14 protein-coding genes are annotated in these 17,007 nt (G+C 52.5%); 2 read left to right on the top strand and 12 right to left on the bottom strand.

From position 1 onward, the window contains the following. Positions 1-18: 18 nt before the first annotated feature. From MNODULE_RS15380 to MNODULE_RS15340, 9 genes are all read right to left on the bottom strand, one after another. On the bottom strand, positions 19-972 hold the full coding sequence (locus MNODULE_RS15380) for a hypothetical protein (RefSeq protein WP_168061469.1): 954 nt from the start codon (positions 970-972) through the stop codon (positions 19-21). A gap of 301 nt (positions 973-1,273) precedes the next feature. Continuing rightward, positions 1,274-2,608 (bottom strand): TIGR03013 family XrtA/PEP-CTERM system glycosyltransferase, encoded by a 1,335-nt coding sequence (locus MNODULE_RS15375; RefSeq protein ID WP_168061467.1) that lies wholly within the window; start codon positions 2,606-2,608, stop codon positions 1,274-1,276. A gap of 82 nt (positions 2,609-2,690) precedes the next feature. After that, positions 2,691-3,386 carry a tyrosine-protein kinase family protein gene (locus MNODULE_RS15370; protein WP_168061465.1) on the bottom strand — a complete coding sequence of 232 codons (696 nt, stop codon included), beginning with the start codon at positions 3,384-3,386 and terminating at the stop codon, positions 2,691-2,693. Further along, positions 3,364-5,007, bottom strand: a complete 1,644-nt coding sequence (locus MNODULE_RS15365; RefSeq protein WP_168061463.1) for a GNVR domain-containing protein — start codon at positions 5,005-5,007, stop codon at positions 3,364-3,366. Before MNODULE_RS15365 ends, MNODULE_RS15370 begins: the two co-directional genes overlap by 23 nt. 57 nt (positions 5,008-5,064) lie before the next feature. After that, positions 5,065-5,688 carry a polysaccharide biosynthesis/export family protein gene (locus tag MNODULE_RS15360; protein WP_168061461.1) on the bottom strand — a complete coding sequence of 208 codons (624 nt, stop codon included), beginning with the start codon at positions 5,686-5,688 and terminating at the stop codon, positions 5,065-5,067. A 198-nt stretch (positions 5,689-5,886) separates the two neighbouring features. Further along, entirely contained in the window at positions 5,887-6,192 is a 306-nt protein-coding gene (locus tag MNODULE_RS25490) for a PilZ domain-containing protein (RefSeq protein ID WP_168061459.1), read from the bottom strand. A 443-nt stretch (positions 6,193-6,635) separates the two neighbouring features. Beyond that, the gene (locus MNODULE_RS15350; protein ID WP_168061457.1) at positions 6,636-7,793 is read right to left on the bottom strand and encodes a helix-turn-helix domain-containing protein; all 1,158 of its coding nucleotides are present in this window, start codon (positions 7,791-7,793) and stop codon (positions 6,636-6,638) included. 331 nt (positions 7,794-8,124) lie between these two features. Further along, positions 8,125-10,407 (bottom strand): tetratricopeptide repeat protein, encoded by a 2,283-nt coding sequence (locus MNODULE_RS15345; protein WP_168061455.1) that lies wholly within the window; start codon positions 10,405-10,407, stop codon positions 8,125-8,127. A 144-nt stretch (positions 10,408-10,551) separates the two neighbouring features. Continuing rightward, positions 10,552-11,835 carry an FAD-dependent monooxygenase gene (locus MNODULE_RS15340; RefSeq protein WP_168061453.1) on the bottom strand — a complete coding sequence of 428 codons (1,284 nt, stop codon included), beginning with the start codon at positions 11,833-11,835 and terminating at the stop codon, positions 10,552-10,554. A 169-nt stretch (positions 11,836-12,004) separates the two neighbouring features. Between MNODULE_RS15340 and MNODULE_RS15335 the strand changes: the two genes are divergently transcribed. Both MNODULE_RS15335 and yrfG read left to right on the top strand, forming a co-directional pair. Beyond that, the gene (locus tag MNODULE_RS15335) at positions 12,005-12,754 is read left to right on the top strand and encodes an iron-containing redox enzyme family protein (RefSeq protein WP_168061451.1); all 750 of its coding nucleotides are present in this window, start codon (positions 12,005-12,007) and stop codon (positions 12,752-12,754) included. A 31-nt stretch (positions 12,755-12,785) separates the two neighbouring features. Continuing rightward, positions 12,786-13,436 (top strand): GMP/IMP nucleotidase, encoded by a 651-nt coding sequence (gene yrfG, locus MNODULE_RS15330; protein ID WP_168061449.1) that lies wholly within the window; start codon positions 12,786-12,788, stop codon positions 13,434-13,436. On the opposite strand, the gene MNODULE_RS15325 is transcribed toward yrfG, so the two are convergent. The 3 genes from MNODULE_RS15325 to ku all read right to left on the bottom strand — a co-directional run bounded on the left by MNODULE_RS15325 (position 13,404) and on the right by ku (position 16,998). After that, positions 13,404-15,317, bottom strand: coding sequence for a cytochrome ubiquinol oxidase subunit I (locus MNODULE_RS15325; protein WP_168061447.1), 1,914 nt, complete (start codon positions 15,315-15,317; stop codon positions 13,404-13,406). The genes yrfG and MNODULE_RS15325 overlap by 33 nt on opposite strands. A 121-nt stretch (positions 15,318-15,438) precedes the next feature. Continuing rightward, complete coding sequence (locus MNODULE_RS15320; RefSeq protein WP_168061445.1) at positions 15,439-16,071, bottom strand: cysteine hydrolase family protein; 633 nt, start codon at positions 16,069-16,071, stop codon at positions 15,439-15,441. Between the two features lie 108 nt (positions 16,072-16,179). Then, entirely contained in the window at positions 16,180-16,998 is an 819-nt protein-coding gene (ku, locus tag MNODULE_RS15315; RefSeq protein WP_168061443.1) for a non-homologous end joining protein Ku, read from the bottom strand. Positions 16,999-17,007: the final 9 nt, after the last annotated feature.

Raw genomic sequence — 17,007 nt, 5'->3', positions numbered from 1 at the left:
CCCATCCTCGTGTCCATTTTATTGCATGATCCTCAACGCCGGCGCGGCCGTCAGGGTGACCATCACCAGATTTCTCCGGGCACCGCGATCGGTCGCACCCCCTTCCGTCCGTTGGCTCAAATAGGAATAATTCACCCCTCCGCTCAGCCAGGAAAAGAGACTCGCTTGCATTTCTATTCCGACCTCCTGGGTGGAGATCTCCAGAGGGGAGCCGGAAAGGGCCTCGTTGACGCCATAGCCGAATCGGAGGGAAGCCGACGCCGACCGTCCCAGGACCCGCGTGACCCCGGCCACCAGATTTTGGGTAAGGGTCGGCGTCGTCGTCACACCGCCGCCGGTTCCGATTCCACGGATGTACTGCAGCGAGAGACTCCCCATCGGACCGGTCTTTTCCACCCCCGCGCCGAATGTCCATTGCGTCGAGTCCCCCGGAATGAGCGCGGCGCCCGCCCCGAGATTCGCCCTGAAGGTCCGGTTGATCTGATAAACCGCTCCGATGTCGGACTGATGCGCCAGGATTGAATCCGCTTCTTCATATTCCTTGAGAGAGGCCGAATAAGAGATCCTCCACTGAAGGTTTCGCGACGCTTGATAGTTGCCGCTCAAACCACCCTCATGGACGATGTGATCCCTCAGTGTCCCTCCCTGATATCGATTGATCAGATTATTATAAGAGAGGGACGCGCTGAAAAGAGGGGTCCAGCGATAACCGAGCACCATTCCGGCACGGTTTCGGAAAGTATTGGTCCGGCCGACCTGAATCCCCTGGTTGGCCTCGGGGGCGAGCGGGTCACCGCTTCGGCCGAAAGAAAAAGCGGGGAGCTCCGGCACATAAGCGACGCTCTCGGTAATACGGAGGTCAAACCTTCTGCCCCCCCGCGAATGGAGATCGATCCCGAGCGTTTGGCCGTACTGGTTCTCTTCCGGATGGCGCGCGTTGAACTCCGCGGTCCCTTCATACCTTGCGGACATGCTCCAATTTCGATTTTCAGCGGCCAATGTCAATTGCGGACCCACCCTGGTTGTAAATTCACCTTCTCGATTCGCCTCTATCTCCGAGAAGAAAAAATTATCGCTGTATCTTTCCGAAAGAGCGAGCGAAGGGGAAAAAGTGACGACCCCTTCTGCGCTTTCATGAAAACCGATGAGGAAAATCAAAACCGGCGTGACCCACTTTCCTAATAGTCCCCGGGAGAAAATGCGGTGTCGGGTATTGTGCGCCCTCAATCGGTTCCCCGCCCTCCGGCTCGCTCCCCTCCAGACCCGCGCCGCTTCATCGTCCTTTTCCTCCCAAGATCACCTGAATGGTCTCCATCACGATGGTCAGGTCAAAGAGGGGGGAAAGATGCTTGATGTAGTAGAGGTCATACTGGAGCTTTTCCAGGGCGTCTTCCTCGGTCGATCCATATTGGTATTTAATCTGGGCCCAGCCGGTCAGTCCGGGCTTGACGGTAAACCGGAGATCATAATAGGGAATTTTCTTCCGAAGCTGGTCTACAAAGACCGGCCTTTCAGGCCTCGGCCCGACGAAGCTCATTTCTCCCCTGAGGACGTTGATCATCTGAGGAATCTCATCGAGACGGAGCAACCGCATGATCCTTCCCAGTCGCGTCACGCGCGGGTCGTTTTCACTGGCCCAAACCGGCCCGGTTTTTGTCTCGGCGTCCTGGCGCATCGAGCGGAATTTAATCACCATGAAGGTTTTTCCCTTCTCTCCCACCCGCTCCTGGCGATAAAAAATCGGCCCCTTCGAATCGAGCTTGATCAAAACGGCGAGGATCGCAAAGATCGGCAAGGAAACGATCGAGCCGACGGAGGCGAGAAAAATATCCAGCGCGCGCTTCGATAGGCGCATAATCTTCATCCGGTTGAACCCTTCGCTGAAGATTAGGCTGCTCGGCCGAAGGGGTTTGACGAGGATCTTGCCCGAAATCTGCTCGTAAAAAGAAACGCCTTCGATCACCTCGACCCCCTGCACCCGAAGGTTGAGGAGCGCTTCGACCGGAAGCTGCCTGCGCCGGTCATTCAAAGCGATCACCACCTTGCGGACCTGATGCATCCCGAGCACATTTCCGAGTTTTTCCCATTCTTCTCCCAGCTTATCCGGGGCGCCTAAATCCCATTTGAACTGAACGGGCCGATAACCCAAATTCCGGTGTCGACTCAGGGTATCCATCAAGAGCGTCGCAACCTGTCCCGATCCGATGATGAGCACCGATGTCTCCCATTGTCGCACGGCGACCAGCGCCTGGTACCCGAGACGAAGTCCGATCAGGATGAACGGGGAAAAAGCCAGATGCTTCCAGAAGCGCTCCGTCGATGCGATCTCAACGGGGGTGACCACAAAAATCGCAAAAAGAATTCCCCCCGCCAGCAGGATCGACTGAAGATGCTTCACCCAAAACTCTTTCAGGGAAAATCGGGGAAAGGAGGGATGCAATTCATTGTAATAGAGACAAACCTGAACGACGAGCGGGACCAAGATTAAATTGGGCCACCCGCTTCCCATGGTCGTAGACCACATGAGGAAGAGAAGGATGAGCGCATTTTCCAAGATGAAGTACACGGTATCCCGAATCGGGAGATAACGATTAAAAATCCGAATCATTTTCCAAGTCCACCAGAAAGAAAGGTCAAAATGCTTAAAACAACCGACGATGTGACGTTCCGATGCCCTTTACTGCTGCCTGCTAATACCCATACTCATAATACCGGGAAGGCCAATCCATCTTGGCCCTGTTGAGGACGCTTCCGATGATCTTTGAAGAACCGAGTGATTTGATCGCCTGGGCGAGGACCTGCTCGGGAACCTCCCCGGCTCGGACCACAATCAGGGTGCCGTCGACCGAATCCGAAATGAAGCTCATATCGAAAAGGGGAAGAATCGGCGGGGCGTCGATCCAAATGTAATCAAACCAAGCCCGCACTTCGGTCAAAACATGCTTGATCTCTTCCGTCGTCCATATATTATTCTCCTTGCCCGATCGGCGTCCCATCGGGAGAATGGCCAAATTCTCAACCGGCCCTCTTTTCAGCGCGTTTCCAAGCTGCACCCTTCCCTCGATGACATCGATCAAACCCGACTCTTCGGGCATGGCGAATTTTTTTGCCAATGTCGGGTTTTTAAAATCCCCGTCGATAATGAGGCACCGCTTCCCGAAATCGCGCGCGGCCACAATCGCCAAATTCGCCGTGGTGGTTGTTTTTCCCTCCCCCTTGATCGAGCTGGTCAGGGCGATCAACTTTTTCTCCGGTGTGCGGCAGAGTTGATCCACCTTTGCAAAAAGCATTCGGTACCGGTCGGAGGCAAGGGAAGCCCGTCGGGTCAAGGTCACCAACTCCTCCCCTTTTCCTTCCTGAAAATCAGGTATGACTCGTTTCGCCATTTGTTTTCTCATCATTCACCGCGGTTTTGCTCAAGTACTTCTCAGTGATCATCAATTCTTCATCGAAGTCCGGAATCGAGGCAAGGACCGGCACGGAGGTAATCCGTTCCACTTCCTCCGGTTTGCGGATGGAGCTGTCGAGTTTCTCTCGAATAAAAGCAAGCGCAATGCCCACCCCCAGCCCGCCGGCGATCCCCATCAAACCGATTTGCATCGGCACCGGTTTGAAAGGCCTTTCCGGAAAATTGGCCGGATCGAGGATCCGAAACTGCTCCCCTTTTTGCCGCTTCTCGAGGTTTTCGGAGATTTGTGCGTTTAACTTCTTGTCCAAGAGCGACTCATAGTTTTTCTTGGTGTTTTCATAATCTCGCTCCAAAACAGCCAGATCTTGTTCGCGTGCCGGCACGTTTTCGACCCGTCTTTCGTAAAGTTGAATCTGTTTTTGAAGCCCGATCTCCCGCTCTTTCAGGGTGTTCAGCTCCACTTCAATCGTCTGAATCTGCCGTTGGCTTTCGGCGATGTGCGATCTCTCCAGCTCAAAACCCATCGGCACCCTCAACGGCGCTCTTCTTCGATCACTTTGGTTGTTTTGGCCCGGCTCCCTCAATCCCGCCGGAAGCGTTCCCGCCTCGCTCATTTCCGTAAGGGCGACTTGATCCTCCAGCTCTTGAATCTCCCGCTTCAGCATAATAATATCGGGATAAGTCTCCTTATATTCCGTCTGAAGATTGGCAAGATCCATTTTCTTTTGGATCAATTTAAGCATCTGCGGAGAGGGGGGTCTTTCCGCCGTAGGAGGTGCGATCCCCGATTCGAGAAGGGTTTTATCGTCGATTTCCCGTTCCTGACTGGCTGCCCTCTCGATCCGCTGCCGTGTCAATTCGATGGTTTTCTCAAGAACCAGTTTTCGGTCTTGCGCGGACCGTTTGGCCAATTGAGTCGCTAGAAGGTCCGACTGAATCCGATCGAGCGAACGAAGGTTCGCCTCCAACTGTTGGGGAAGTTCTCCCATATTCATCCGTTTGAACTCACCGATCCGGGCCTCCTGCCGCTCCAGCGTTTCTTTCAAGTTTTTTAACTCGTTGTCGAGGAATTCAGTGGTCCCTTCGACCAACTGCTCTCGGATCTTCAAGTTCTCCTCGATAAAGAGAGAGGCGAGTTCGTTGGTTACATTCATCACCATCACCGGATCTTTTCCCTGGAAGGAGATGGAAAAGGCCTCGATATTGTTGTTTCTCGCCACGGTCGTTCTGACATCGATATTGTTCCGTATCCGGCCGACGGCTTCTTCCGTAATCACCCCGTTGGAGTTTTCCGGATAGAGTCCGAACTTTTTGATAATTTTTTCAATAAGGCTCCGGCTCATGATCTGCTGCTGGATGGTTGAAAGGCGGCCTTCCACCGTCCCCGAGACGGCCGACTTGACATATTCCTCCGGAACCTTTTGCGCCTCGACCAGGATGAGCGTCTTGGATCGATAGATTTTGGGTAATTTCACGATCAGAACGCCGGCGATGAGGATTCCTCCGATGAGCGGAAGGATGATCCACATTTTTTGACGCCAAACCATCCCAAGGTAATCGCGCACAAGCTGTAGAAGATCCTGGTTCGTCTCTTCCATCTTCACCCTATCCTTCGCTACGGATTGATCTTGTTTTTACGTTGTGAATCATGAAAATCATGGAACTAAAATGGTGTCCCCTCGATGGAGAAGAAGATTTCCGTCGGGATTCCTGCCGCTGACGATGTCCTTGTAGCGGACGCGGATCCGCGTCTCGCCACCTCCTTCTCTCCGCAAGAGGAGAATGTTATCCGGGTCCGCATACTGGGTGAAGCCGCCCGATAAGGACAAAGCCTGAAGGAGGGTCGTCTCGCTTCGGAGTTGAAGTTTTCCGGGACGGGCGACCTCTCCCAGGATAAAAACCGCCAGGCTGTTGACTTCTCGGATAATGACAGAGACTTCAGGCGTCTCTTTGTATTCCTGCAGATGTTCTTTGATCGAATCGCGCAACTGCGTCGCGGATAAGCCGGCCGCCTGTAAATCGCCCACAATTGGAAGTGAAATCTTACCATCGGGACGAATGGACACCGTCCGGGAGAGCGCTTCATTTCTCCAAACAAGAATTTCTACGACATCCTCCGCGCCGAGAATATATTCTTTGGATGCTGAAATGGTCGATTCCTGCATCTCCGCCGTTTGATTCTCCGATTGAGAAATCGTTTTCCGGCGTTCGGCGCAGGCGCCGTTCACCAGCAAAACCAACCCTAAGGAGACCACCATCAAATACTTTCCGACAAACACATTTCCTCCAGTCGCAAACAAAAATCCCCTCTTCCAACTCGCGGGTGCGGGAGGAGGGGATATTGACACAGGCCTTTTATCATGATATACAGCACCTGTATCTCTCCACCGTGGAGATACCCCGCCTTATGGGACGTTCATAGTATCGTAAGGAAACTGAAAGGGTAGCGATCTGGCCATCGCTACCCTTTTCTTACTTTATAAGAGAAAACGAAGACCGACCCAATATCCCTTTTGCTTCTTCAGCCCCTCCACCCAACACACTTCCGCCAATGTGGGTGACATCGCATTTACTTTCGGTATGGGAATGCTCACCCGTATGATCTGGGATTGCGACAGAGGCGTTTCCGTCTTCAAACAAAAGCCCCCGCTGCTGATATTGATCGTTCTTCCAGCATGCACCTTTTCTTTAAGGTCCAGTCCCGCGGAGGGCTCATACATTACTTTTGTCCGAAGTCCATACCGCTCTGATTCCCTCCGTTCTCGATCGATTCCTTTCGCCATGCTTGCCCTTCCTACATGGTAGTTGGTTAATCGTGGCATACGAATACTCTGTCTTACAGGGTTCGAAGCACGGCTCAGACAAGAGCCTCTATACTTCACAGGATTGTTTCAATTTCAAAAGGAGGGAATCTTGACAGGTATTCCTGAAAGATGATATATGAATAAATGTATCTCATCCACTGGGATACCCTCCTTACAAGAAGCGTTTACCACCACTCAGGGGAGGTAAAAGGGTAGCGATCCGTCCATCGCTACCCTTTTTCTTGCCGAAATATTGTTACAATCTAAGTGATAATCGTCCAAATATCAATCCCCCCAAAAGAGGGGGTTGTGAAGAAATCGTTATTCGTTAAATGGTATTCGTTAATCGTAGAGATAAAAGAAAATAAGGGGGAGTTGCTCTTTGTCTTGGGTTTTCACGTTTAACGTTAAACGAATAACGTTTAACGTTCATTATTGGCGGGGAGGTGCTGGTGAAGAATTTTTGCCACAATGCCGGCTCGCGTCGTAACGTTTAATTTTTTCATGATTCTTTTGACATGATCTTTGACGGTATACTCCCCGATATTCATGCACGATGCAACCTCTTTATTCGTTTTCCCTTCAAGGAGGAGCCGCACAACAGCCTGCTCGCGCTCGGTCAGGTTCGTCGACTGGACAAACTGATCGATCCGAACCCCTTGGGATACTTTTTCGATTAATACCATAATATGCATGGAGTCTCGACTGGTGCCTTGCTTCTGTAAAAGAAGCGCCCGGAAAAGAAAGACAACCCCCTCATGGATGCAAACTCGGTTGACCGTCGGCATGGATGACCCAAGCAGATCCGGGCCGATGCCGTTGATGTTTTCCTTAAACTGGGTATAAAGTTGATAGACGATTTGAGGCAACGGACCATGATTCGGAGAGGGTGAAGGGCTTTTCGCTGTAAGCGCTTCCAGAAGGCCTTTGGCGTCCTGGTTCACATAAAGAATGTGCCCATCCTGATTGAGAATAAGGATACCGGGTTGCGCCCGCCGGCGAACCAGCTGATGGAGCTCTTCCTCGCTGATCTCAGAAACTATTGATTTCTTTTGAGAAACAGGAATTCTCTCTAAGTGGGCTCCGATGATCGGGGAAGCAAAGCTTAATGCTTCAAGATTTGCGTCAGTAAAATCGCCTTTATTCTTCTCTCTCCAAAGGGTAATGTACCCTCTACACTTCTTCTCCCCATCGAGAAGAACAAGAATAAGGGCAAAGTGAAGCTGATTCGGCTTCAATACTCTTTGATAGATCGGATGGCTGCTGAGACGAGAGGGACTCCACCACTCCTCTCCCCGCATACAGAGCGCACCCCTTTGCAGCAGTTGTCGAACGGTCGGGAATAGCGACGAACCGTGATTCGCGCCGTTCATTTCCGGGGGAGCCACTCCGCTCCAGACTTGCCGAGCGGATTGAATCGGTTGCAACGTATTCGGACTCGTCTGAAAAAACCATCCGGCCCGAAATGGAATCTCTTTTTTGACTTCTGAAAAGATCTCATTGAAAAGGGAATCGAGGTCAAGATCATTCGAATCGATTTTCTTAAGCTGGGCCGCAAGCCGCTTTTGATTAGAAATCATGGAACCAACCATCTCAGAACCCGAGGAATATACCTAAATAACATGAATCCGGGTCAAAAGTCAATTTTTTGACGCCGAGAGGCTTCATTATCGAAATTCAGGTCATCTAAAGAAATGAATTAAAGAAATGAATTTTAAGTTTTCATTAAAAAACAGCGGCTTGAAAGAAGACCGTCGCTCTTGACCGGATCACTCGATCTTGGCATTACGAATTTAATTCGTTTATCCTATAATAAGTAATAATAAATAATCGACCTTACCCAAAAATAAATATTGGCAGTAAGGCTAGCTGAACCATCCAACGCCTCATCGACGTCGATTCGGAACGGCACTACAGCTCGTTCAATGTCCTCTCCGCCTCATCGGCGCCGGGAAATTCCTTCCCGAGCTTTAATGATTCGGACAACTCTTTTTTAGCGAGCCCATTCTGACCGCTTTTGTAATAGGCCATTCCCAGATGATAACGAACAACCGGGTTCTTCGACAACTTTTGGGCGCTCTCCTCCAACAGAGAAACCGCTTTCAGAAAGGCATTCTTTTTATAATAGATCCAGCCGAGCGTGTCGGAAATGGCAGGATCATCCGGGTATTTCTCCTTTGCCATTTGCGCCAAGGTCAACGCACGATCGATGTTGCCCCCATGTTCGGCGTAAATCCAGGCTAAATTATTCGCGGCCGGCGCAAAGCTCGGATCAATCTGCAGCGCTTTCTCATAGTCGCCTCTCGCTTGAGCATACTTTTGCTGCGCCTCATAAATCGACCCCCGTGTCATATAGATTTGGGGGAGGTTCGGATTGACCTTGACCGCCTCATCCAACTTTTGGATCGCCTGATCAAACCGCTTCCCCTGAACATAGAGGCTCCCAAGATCTACATAAGAGGCAAGATAATCCGGATCAACTTCGATTGCCTTCTGATAACTCTCTTCCGCCTTTTTGAACTCTTTTTTTGCAATATAAACTTTTGCCAGCAGGTTATACAAAGCCGGGTTTTGCGGCGATGCATCCACCTGCGTCGTGACCCGTTTTAGCGCTTTTTCCGAATCCCCTCTTGAAAAATCGATCGTAACAATCTGCGCCAACGCATCGACATGGTCCGAGTTGAGCGATAATGCCTTCTCGAAAAGCGTCAGCGCTTCCGGGTCCCTTTTCTGTCCGCGCCGGAGAAGACCGAGCTTGTAATAGCCGATCGGCTCATTCGGCGCCAATTTGACGATCTGCTGATAAGAACCTTCCCCTTTTTTGATCTCCCCCTTTGCTGCAGAGGCATCCCCCAAAATCAAGAGCGCTTTGATATTGGAAGGATCCAATTCGATCGCCCGTTCGGCTTCCGTCTCGGCAAGATCAAACGACCGCGCCTGAAGGTGCATCTCCGCGATCGCCGTTCGGGCGCGGACATCTTTTGGATTCTGACTGAGCGCCTCCGAAAATGCCGACTTCGCCTGTTGGATATCGTGATCCGCAAAATGAGCCAGTCCGAGGAAGTAATGTCCCGAACGAAGAGAGGGTTCCGACTGAACCGCCTTCCTGATCAGGGCCACGGCCTCGCCGCTTTTGTTCTCCGCCAGGAGAAGGCGGCCCTTTAGCAAAAGCCCTTCCGGATCGTTTGCATTCTTCGTCAAGAGCTCTTCAATCATCCCTCCCGCCTCGTTCCTCTTCCCTTGATTGAGGTAAAAATCGGCCAGCCGCTTCCGGCTGAATATTCCATCCGGCCTGGCATCCGTCGCCTGCCGATAGGCCCTCTCCGCCTCTTGCATCTTACGGTGGCTGACGTAAAAATCACCGAGCGCGATAAAGGGTTGGGGATCTTTTACGTCGAGTTGACTCGCCTCTACCAGTTTGGTTTCCGCCTCCGCCGTCCTTTTTTCAATCGTATAAAAATTCGCCAACGCAAAATAGAGCGATTTGTTCTGAGGGGAAAGGGCGAGCGCTTTTTGGTAAAAGGCCTCGGCCTCGGCAGGCTGCCGATTATAATGATAGAACCGGGCGAGGGTAACATGGCTTTCAACCGAGTTGGAATCGATTGCAAGGGCCTTCTGGAGAAGCGCCTCGGCCGACGCAGGATCCTTCTTCAGCAGGTGAAGGCCGGCAAACTCATAGTAGGTCAACAGCCGCTTCGAATCGAGATCGAGGAGTTGACGATACGTTTTCTCCGCATCGTCCAGACGGCCTTCCCTCTGCTCGATGCGAGCCTTCACCAAAAGGGCGTCGACACTGTTGGGCTCTTTATCGAGGATCCAGTCGGATTTTTCCTTTGCCTTGATCAGGTCGTTCGACGCCAAATAAAGGCCGGCGAGTTTGATTTGAGCGTCGATGAGATCCGGTTTTTTTTCCACCGCCTCACTCAACATCTTAAAAGCATTTCGTAGATTGGCCGGTCCGCCCATTTTCAGATAAGCAAGCCCCAGGTGATACTTCGCATCGACATGATTCGGATCGAGTTGGAGAACATTTTTAAACTCGACGACCGCCTCCGGGTACTTCGCTTCGGCGACATAGTCCCGCCCCCTTTGATAGTGCTTCTCCCGCTTTGCCTCCACCGATGTGCAAGACGACAACACAACGAAATAGAGAACAAGGAGCATCGGGACCCAGGGCCCTCCGGTCAGGCGCATTGAACGATTCTCCATGATTATTCAATCAATTCATATCGATCATGAAGGTATCCGAGAAGAGTACAAATGTCAAATCCTGGAGCGGGCTTCCGGAGAAGACCGGATGCTCCAAGCCCCTGCCGGCTTGTTCTGCAAAAGGACAGCCTATGTCAGATTTTCTCCGGGGCCGTCGGGAAGCCCGCCCCAAAGATGGAGCGCTCTCCAACGGTCGGTTAGATCAAAGGGACTCTCCTTTAATCCCGCGATCGTCATCAGGATTTTATCGTGGAGATCTCGTTTGAAATGGATCGATCGGAAGATCCGATCTCGCGCCCAGGTCACCGGGGGGAAACCGCTGTTCCAGAGCCAGGTCAGCTCGTCTCCAAGCCGTTGGAGCGCCTCCACGGAGGGGCGGCGCCGTGATTCGTAGTCGGAGAGCGCTTCCGCCGAAAACTCTCCCTTCCGGAAACATGTCTCCAGAACTTCCGCGAGAACGATTCCATCTTCCATCGCCGTATTTCTCCCCTGCGCCACGTGAGGGTTCATCGCATGGGCGGCATCCCCGATCAGCGCGGCGCCGTCCGTGACCCACCGCCCGCACCGAACTCGAAAACAGGACATATAGGAGGTCTCCTTCCAAGAAGAAACCGCTTTGAGCGGTCCTTCTAAAAAGGAACGGGTGGAGGGATGGAACGAGAGGATCTTCTCTTTAAATAGGTCAAAGCTCCCCTCACGGAGCCGCTCTAAAAGACCGGAAGGAACCATATAGAAAAGATAAAGTTTCTCCTTTGAGACCGGAAAGGCGCCGAAGATCGCCCGGCGGCCGAGATAATACCGCGATTCCCCCTCGAACCCGGCGGGGCGATCGACGACCATCGTCAAATAACCATCCTTATATTGATGAAGCCGATGCTCGATTTGGAGCGCCGTCCGAATCGCGGAGCGGGCGCCGTCCCCCCCCACGACCACCGGCGCGCGCAATGTTGTTTTCTCCCCGTTCCAGTCGACCTCGACCCCGGTCAGCCGCGTCCCTTCATATACGAAGCCTCGGAAAGTGGTCCCCCAAAAAAGAGAGACATTCGATCTCTGAGCGATTTTCTTTAAGAGAAGGTCCTGCGCGACCTTGGGGAGAAGGATCAAAGAGTAGGAAGGAGGCGCCGGAAGGAGACGATAATCGACGGTGCAGAGAAGCGGTCCTTTTTTTTGAAAAAAGTCCACACGCTCATTTCGGTAAATATCCGAGGCGAGAAGTTCCGGAAGAAGGCCGAACCGGTCAAGAAGACGGAGGCCGTTCGGCTGGATAATCTCCCCCCTCGGAAGGGAGACGGGATGCGGCTGCCGGTCGAGGATCGCGATCTGAAGCCCCTTCTTCGCCAGCTCCAGCGCAAGAACAAGCCCACCCGCCCCGCTGCCGACGATGATCAGATCCCATTTTTGGGGTCTTACCACAGCTCCCTCCATGAGGCCCTACTCTACTTGAGCCTACGTGACCCGTCAAGTTACCATTTGACGATCGCCCGATATTTGAATACACTCATTTAGGATGGAAGCCGGTGATCCCTTTTCAGACGGGATCGTTGATTCACTTTGTATAGAACCGCTGTCACAAGGAGGAACGTTGAGTCGGCAAGATCGGTGGACGGACGAGCATTTCAGGGAGCAGCTTCTATCCATTATGGACCGGAAAAATCATTGGGCGTGGACCCGCTTCTCCGGTCCCAAAATCAGCAAAGCGCAATTGAAGATTCATTATCAACAAGAATATGCGGTCTACGTTCGGGATTTTCCCATCTTTCTCGGGCGGCTTTATTCAAAAACCCCCTCGGCCGAAGCCCGGCGTCCCCTGGCCACCAACTTATATGAAGAAGAGACCGGCGGCTTGAGCCTCGGGAAGCCCCACCCGGCGCTTTTCCTAAAAATGATGGAAGCGCTCGGACTTCAGGAAAATCACTTCCAGCGCATCTCTCTTCTGCCGGCCAGCCGCCGTTACCGCCGCTGGCTGGATGAGGTCACCCTCTCCCCCTCCTGGTTGGAGGGAACGGCCGTCATCACCATTTTTGTCGAGGGGAGCATTCACGATCGAAAAGAGATCGGCGACAATCCCCCCGCCGCCCCTCCCATCGAAGAGGTCCTAAGAAATCATTTTCTGGTCCGCCATCATCAACTCGATCCCTCGGCGCTCGATCTGATTCGGGCCCACTACCTGGTGGAACATGGTCACCGGCTGGATGCCTGGCAGATTGTGCTCAAGAATGCAACATCCCACGCCTCACGGAAGCGGGTTTACGACCATCTCCATCGCTCTTTAGATCTCTGGCTTGCCTATCGAGAAGGGGTCGCCAAAGAAGCCGGGATCCGCCCCTCTTGACGGTCCTGCGATAAAGTATGAGGCCCTCCGGATGATCGAATGGAACCAGATCGATTCCGTCCTGCTCGACATGGACGGAACCCTCCTCGACAAACATTTCGATGATTACTTCTGGGAAGAGTTGATCCCGGAGAAATTTTCGGAGTTAAAAAAGATTCCTCTCGATGAGGCCAAACGCCAACTGCTCGCCGCTTATCGCGCGGAGGAGAAAACGCTGAACTGGACCGACATCGAATACTGGTCGCGGCGGCTCGGCATCGACATCGTGGCGCTGAAGGAGAGCATCTGCAGCCGGGTTCAGGTTCATCCCGGCGTGGAGCCGTTCCTCCATTTTCTCAAGCAGGAGGAGAAGCAGATCGCCCTGGTGACCAACGCGCACCCCAGAACGGTTCAAATCAAGCTCGGCCAGACGATCCTGACCCCCTACTTTGATGTGATCCTCTGCTCCAGCGACATCGGCTTACCGAAGGAAGAGGTCCATTTCTGGAGAGGCGCCCAGAGGGTGCTCCAATTCGATAAGGAACGATCGCTCTTTATCGACGACAACGAAGAGGTCCTTCTCGCCGCGCACGCCTTCGGGATCAAGTATCTCTTCTTTAAAACCCACGCCAGCAGCCGGGTCCCCCGCGACGATTCCAAAAACTTCCCATCACTCCGGCATTTCGGCGAACTCTTGCCCTAACTTTATTTTGTCCTCTTTTTGATTCTCGGACTGAGAATTCCTCTTGAGACCGACTAACCAAAAGAGAACAAGGAGCGCGCTCCAGAAAAGGAGGACGTTTGCCGTGATCACCAAGCCAACCTGAGCCAAGGGCGGCGTGAAGGCCCAAGGGGAAGAATCGCGCAAAATTTCATTGATATGCCAGTGGAGTCTCACCGCCGATCTCCGATACCCTCCGACTCCCATGATCCATGTGACCGTGACCGCGATAAAAAGGAGGGCGTAATGCCCCCTGTTGGGAAGACGGCCCCAGATCGGCCGGTCGATCTTCTCTTCCTTTCTGACCATGGCATGGCTGAGAATCGATCCGAACAAAGCGATGCTCAATGTTGTCATGACCATTGGAATCTGGAGACCGATTCGCGCATTCGCGGGAATAAAATACCCGTACGTTCCAAGTACGACGATGTTGGCCACCCCAGCTGCAAAGAGGGTGATCAAAGCGATCTCCGCTGCTCTCGGCTTCGATCTCCGAGAGCGTGATCTCCAAAACGAAAGGAGAGACCAGATTGTTACAATGATCATGATGTTGACGGCGGGCTGTTTCGACGACTCCACTCCATAATTGCCGGTGACCGGGTGCTGCGCCCCTCCCATCGCCTTCAACTCCGCCGGGGTCATGACAAGGGTATGCGGCGTGACGTAAATAAGAAAGCAGACCCCTAGGATAAGAAGCAGGTACTTTGCTTGTCTATTGAATCGGCGCTCTCCGGTCGAATCGATCCGCAGCCAGAGATAGTAGTTGATCGCGATAAAGAGGCCCCCCAGTAAAATGACAAGAAGCATCCCAACCCATGCCAACAATCCCCCGAGAAGGGTAATCCCCATCTGCTGCCGATAGCCATACGTCGCCCGCATCATCCAGTACCCTCCCGCCGGAAGGGTGCAGAGGGCGGCGATCATTGCCAGTAGGGAAACATGGCTCATCCATTCATACCAGCTTCGATGTTCGACCGACGTCGATGCCAGGGACTTGACCGCCGCATAGGCCGTTATCACAGCAGCGCCCAATACGATATTTCCGAAGAAACGATGCACACTGGACGTTATCCATAATGGATTGTTCAGAACATTCCAGCTGTTCCCCAGAAAGCGGCCCGCCTCATCGACCCCGGAAGGAGAACTCATAAAACTGCTCCAGCCATTCGCGACAAGCAAGAGAATTAAACCGAATATGTTGATTAGAATTCCAATGAAAAAGTGGCCCCACTTCGCAATCCCCGATTGCATTTGGTGCCATGCATATTCATAAAGGGCGGTCGTACCGCTGAGAAGGATGAAGAGAAGCGCATAGATCAGGAGAAGTGGTCGAAAGACCGTCGCCAAATATCTGAGAAGCTCCGGATAGAACGCCAACAGACCAAACAAAAAGAGCCCTCCGGTGATCGCAGTCAGGGAGAGCGCCAACAAAACGGCTCGGAGCATTTCGTGGGCCATCCGATCATACTTCTGCCGGGTCTCATTTTGTCGCGAGCAAATTCCTCTCAGCTCAAAGATCATCACCAAAAATAACGTGCCTAATGTAAATGCGCCGAAATAGAGATGGATCTGGGCCATCATCCAGACGAGGATCCGATTTCCTCCGAACTGCGGAAGCGGTATGAAGTAGAGATAATCGGTTTGCTTTAGGCGTGGCGCGGGTGGGCCGGAGATCACCCCGTCCGATTTGAAATAAATGTCTTTGGAGGTTTCTTTTTGAAGCGGAGGAGAGGACGGCTGAACAGCGGACTGGCCGTCCGAATCCGACGGGAGGACAACCGTGAGAAAAAAGATCAGGAGAAGGAGAACAGCCCTCCGAGAAAGGGGCGGTTCTAGAAAATCAGAGAATCCGCTTTTCTCCATGTCGATCTCTCCGAACGATCAAGCGACCCATACCGGACGAGCGTCGTTGCATATTCTATTCTCATTTAAATAATAAATCAATTTCCATGGCAATGAGACACGCAGACAATGAGGACCGTCCTCATGCCAATTTTCGCTGCTCTTCGCCACTTCGGGCCCAAGCGGCATGAGGGAAGCGGATTTTGTTTGAAGGCCGGATATCCGCTTTCAGCAGGCGCTTCATCATTCGAAGCGCCTGCCGGTTTTCAGTTTCGGTGTGGGAGGTCACGCAGTCGGAGGGAATGATCAGATAATAATCGCGAAGATAGGCATCGTTCGCCGTAAAAAGGACGCAGTTGTCTCCCGTGATGCCGGTGAGAATCAAGGTTTTCACATTGAGATAATTGAGAAGGACGTCGAGGGTCGTCGAGTAGAAACCCGAGTTCTTCGGCTTTAATACAAAATAATCGTCCGGCTCCGGCTTTAACTTCTGCACCAGAGGCCTCCCGCAAACGTCGTCGTCGAGACAGTGGGCCACCAGCCTTTTGAAGTCCGACCGCCACTTTCCGAAGTTGTCGTTGACGTAAACGACCGGAACATCCGCCCGTTTTGCCCGCCTCTTCAGCTGCGCGATTTTGTCGGCGACCCGCAAGGCCCGCTTAAGAAGAGACCGTCCCTCTTTAAACTCCATGTCGTTGATCACGTCGATCAACAGCAAGGCGACGTCCGCCTTGTCTGGAACATTACCGTGCAGATCGGGATTCCGAGCCGGCATCTCCCACCCCTTCTGTTGTTCATGAGAGCACGACGCTTGAGCCGCCGCCCCTTCTATACTTCCATGGTACCGAAAACCGTCCTTGGATACAATCTTCTCAATCTGTTCCTATCCCGCCTGCGGTAACTCCGTTTTCTTTCTCCCTTTTGCTTTTTCTCTCGTCCGTTTCAGGCTCGCCTTGAGCGCCTCGGCCAAATCGATGAGCGGGGCCTCGGCCTGCTTCGAGATCGTCACCTCCCTCCCCTCGATCTTGTTATGAATGATCTCAAGCAGCTGTTCGCGATGGGTGTCGTGATACGCCTCCGGATCAAACGGGGCGGACAATTGCTTCATCAATTCAACCGCCATCTCCAGCTCCTTCGGCTTCAACTCAATTTTTTTCGGAAGCTCTTTTGAAAGGGTGTCCACCGTCCGGACCGATTCAGGGTAATAAAGGGTCTCCAATCCGATGGCGTTTTCGATCGGCCGCAGGAGGGCCAGATGTCCCTTCTGCCGGAGGGCGATCCGGCCGACCGCGGCGAGATTCATCTTTTTCATCGCCTCGCGGAGGAGCGTATAGGCTTTCGCACTTCCCTCTTCGGGGACGGCGTAATAGGCCCGATCGTAATAGACCGGATCAATTTCCTGAATGTGGACGAAGTTGAGAATCTCGATCGTTCTCTCCAGTTGTTCGGCCGCTTTCTCAAAATCTTTTTCATCCAGCAGGACAAACTGTTCCTTCGAGTATGGATAACCTCGGATGATCTCTTCCTGTGCGATCTCCCTCTTGCAGTTCGGGCAATATTTACGATATTGAATCCGGGAGTTACATTCTTTGTGGAGATAGTGGAATTTCAACGGACGATCTTCCGTGGCGGTGTAAAGCCGGACGGGAATGTTCACCAGTCCGAATGTAATCGAACCCTTCCAAAATGAGCGAAATGCCATTGTGATTCT

This window comes from Candidatus Manganitrophus noduliformans (assembly GCF_012184425.1).
In the GTDB taxonomy this organism is placed as follows: Bacteria; Nitrospirota; Nitrospiria; order SBBL01; family Manganitrophaceae; genus Manganitrophus; species Manganitrophus noduliformans.
This window is presented reverse-complemented; position numbering and strand designations above follow the sequence as displayed.

What these genes read in the sequence shown, in the direction of transcription:
- yrfG (WP_168061449.1), top strand. Translation starts at nt 12,786, where the DNA reads ATGATCGAATGGAACCAGATCGATTCCGTCCTGCTCGACATGGACGGA.
- ku (WP_168061443.1), bottom strand. Translation starts at nt 16,998, where the DNA reads ATGGCATTTCGCTCATTTTGGAAGGGTTCGATTACATTCGGACTGGTG.
- MNODULE_RS15370 (WP_168061465.1), bottom strand. Translation starts at nt 3,386, where the DNA reads ATGGCGAAACGAGTCATACCTGATTTTCAGGAAGGAAAAGGGGAGGAG.
- MNODULE_RS15325 (WP_168061447.1), bottom strand. Translation starts at nt 15,317, where the DNA reads ATGGAGAAAAGCGGATTCTCTGATTTTCTAGAACCGCCCCTTTCTCGG.
- MNODULE_RS25490 (WP_168061459.1), bottom strand. Translation starts at nt 6,192, where the DNA reads ATGGCGAAAGGAATCGATCGAGAACGGAGGGAATCAGAGCGGTATGGA.
- MNODULE_RS15320 (WP_168061445.1), bottom strand. Translation starts at nt 16,071, where the DNA reads ATGCCGGCTCGGAATCCCGATCTGCACGGTAATGTTCCAGACAAGGCG.
- MNODULE_RS15350 (WP_168061457.1), bottom strand. Translation starts at nt 7,793, where the DNA reads ATGATTTCTAATCAAAAGCGGCTTGCGGCCCAGCTTAAGAAAATCGAT.
- MNODULE_RS15375 (WP_168061467.1), bottom strand. Translation starts at nt 2,608, where the DNA reads ATGATTCGGATTTTTAATCGTTATCTCCCGATTCGGGATACCGTGTAC.
- MNODULE_RS15345 (WP_168061455.1), bottom strand. Translation starts at nt 10,407, where the DNA reads ATGCGCCTGACCGGAGGGCCCTGGGTCCCGATGCTCCTTGTTCTCTAT.
- MNODULE_RS15380 (WP_168061469.1), bottom strand. Translation starts at nt 972, where the DNA reads ATGTCCGCAAGGTATGAAGGGACCGCGGAGTTCAACGCGCGCCATCCG.
- MNODULE_RS15365 (WP_168061463.1), bottom strand. Translation starts at nt 5,007, where the DNA reads ATGGAAGAGACGAACCAGGATCTTCTACAGCTTGTGCGCGATTACCTT.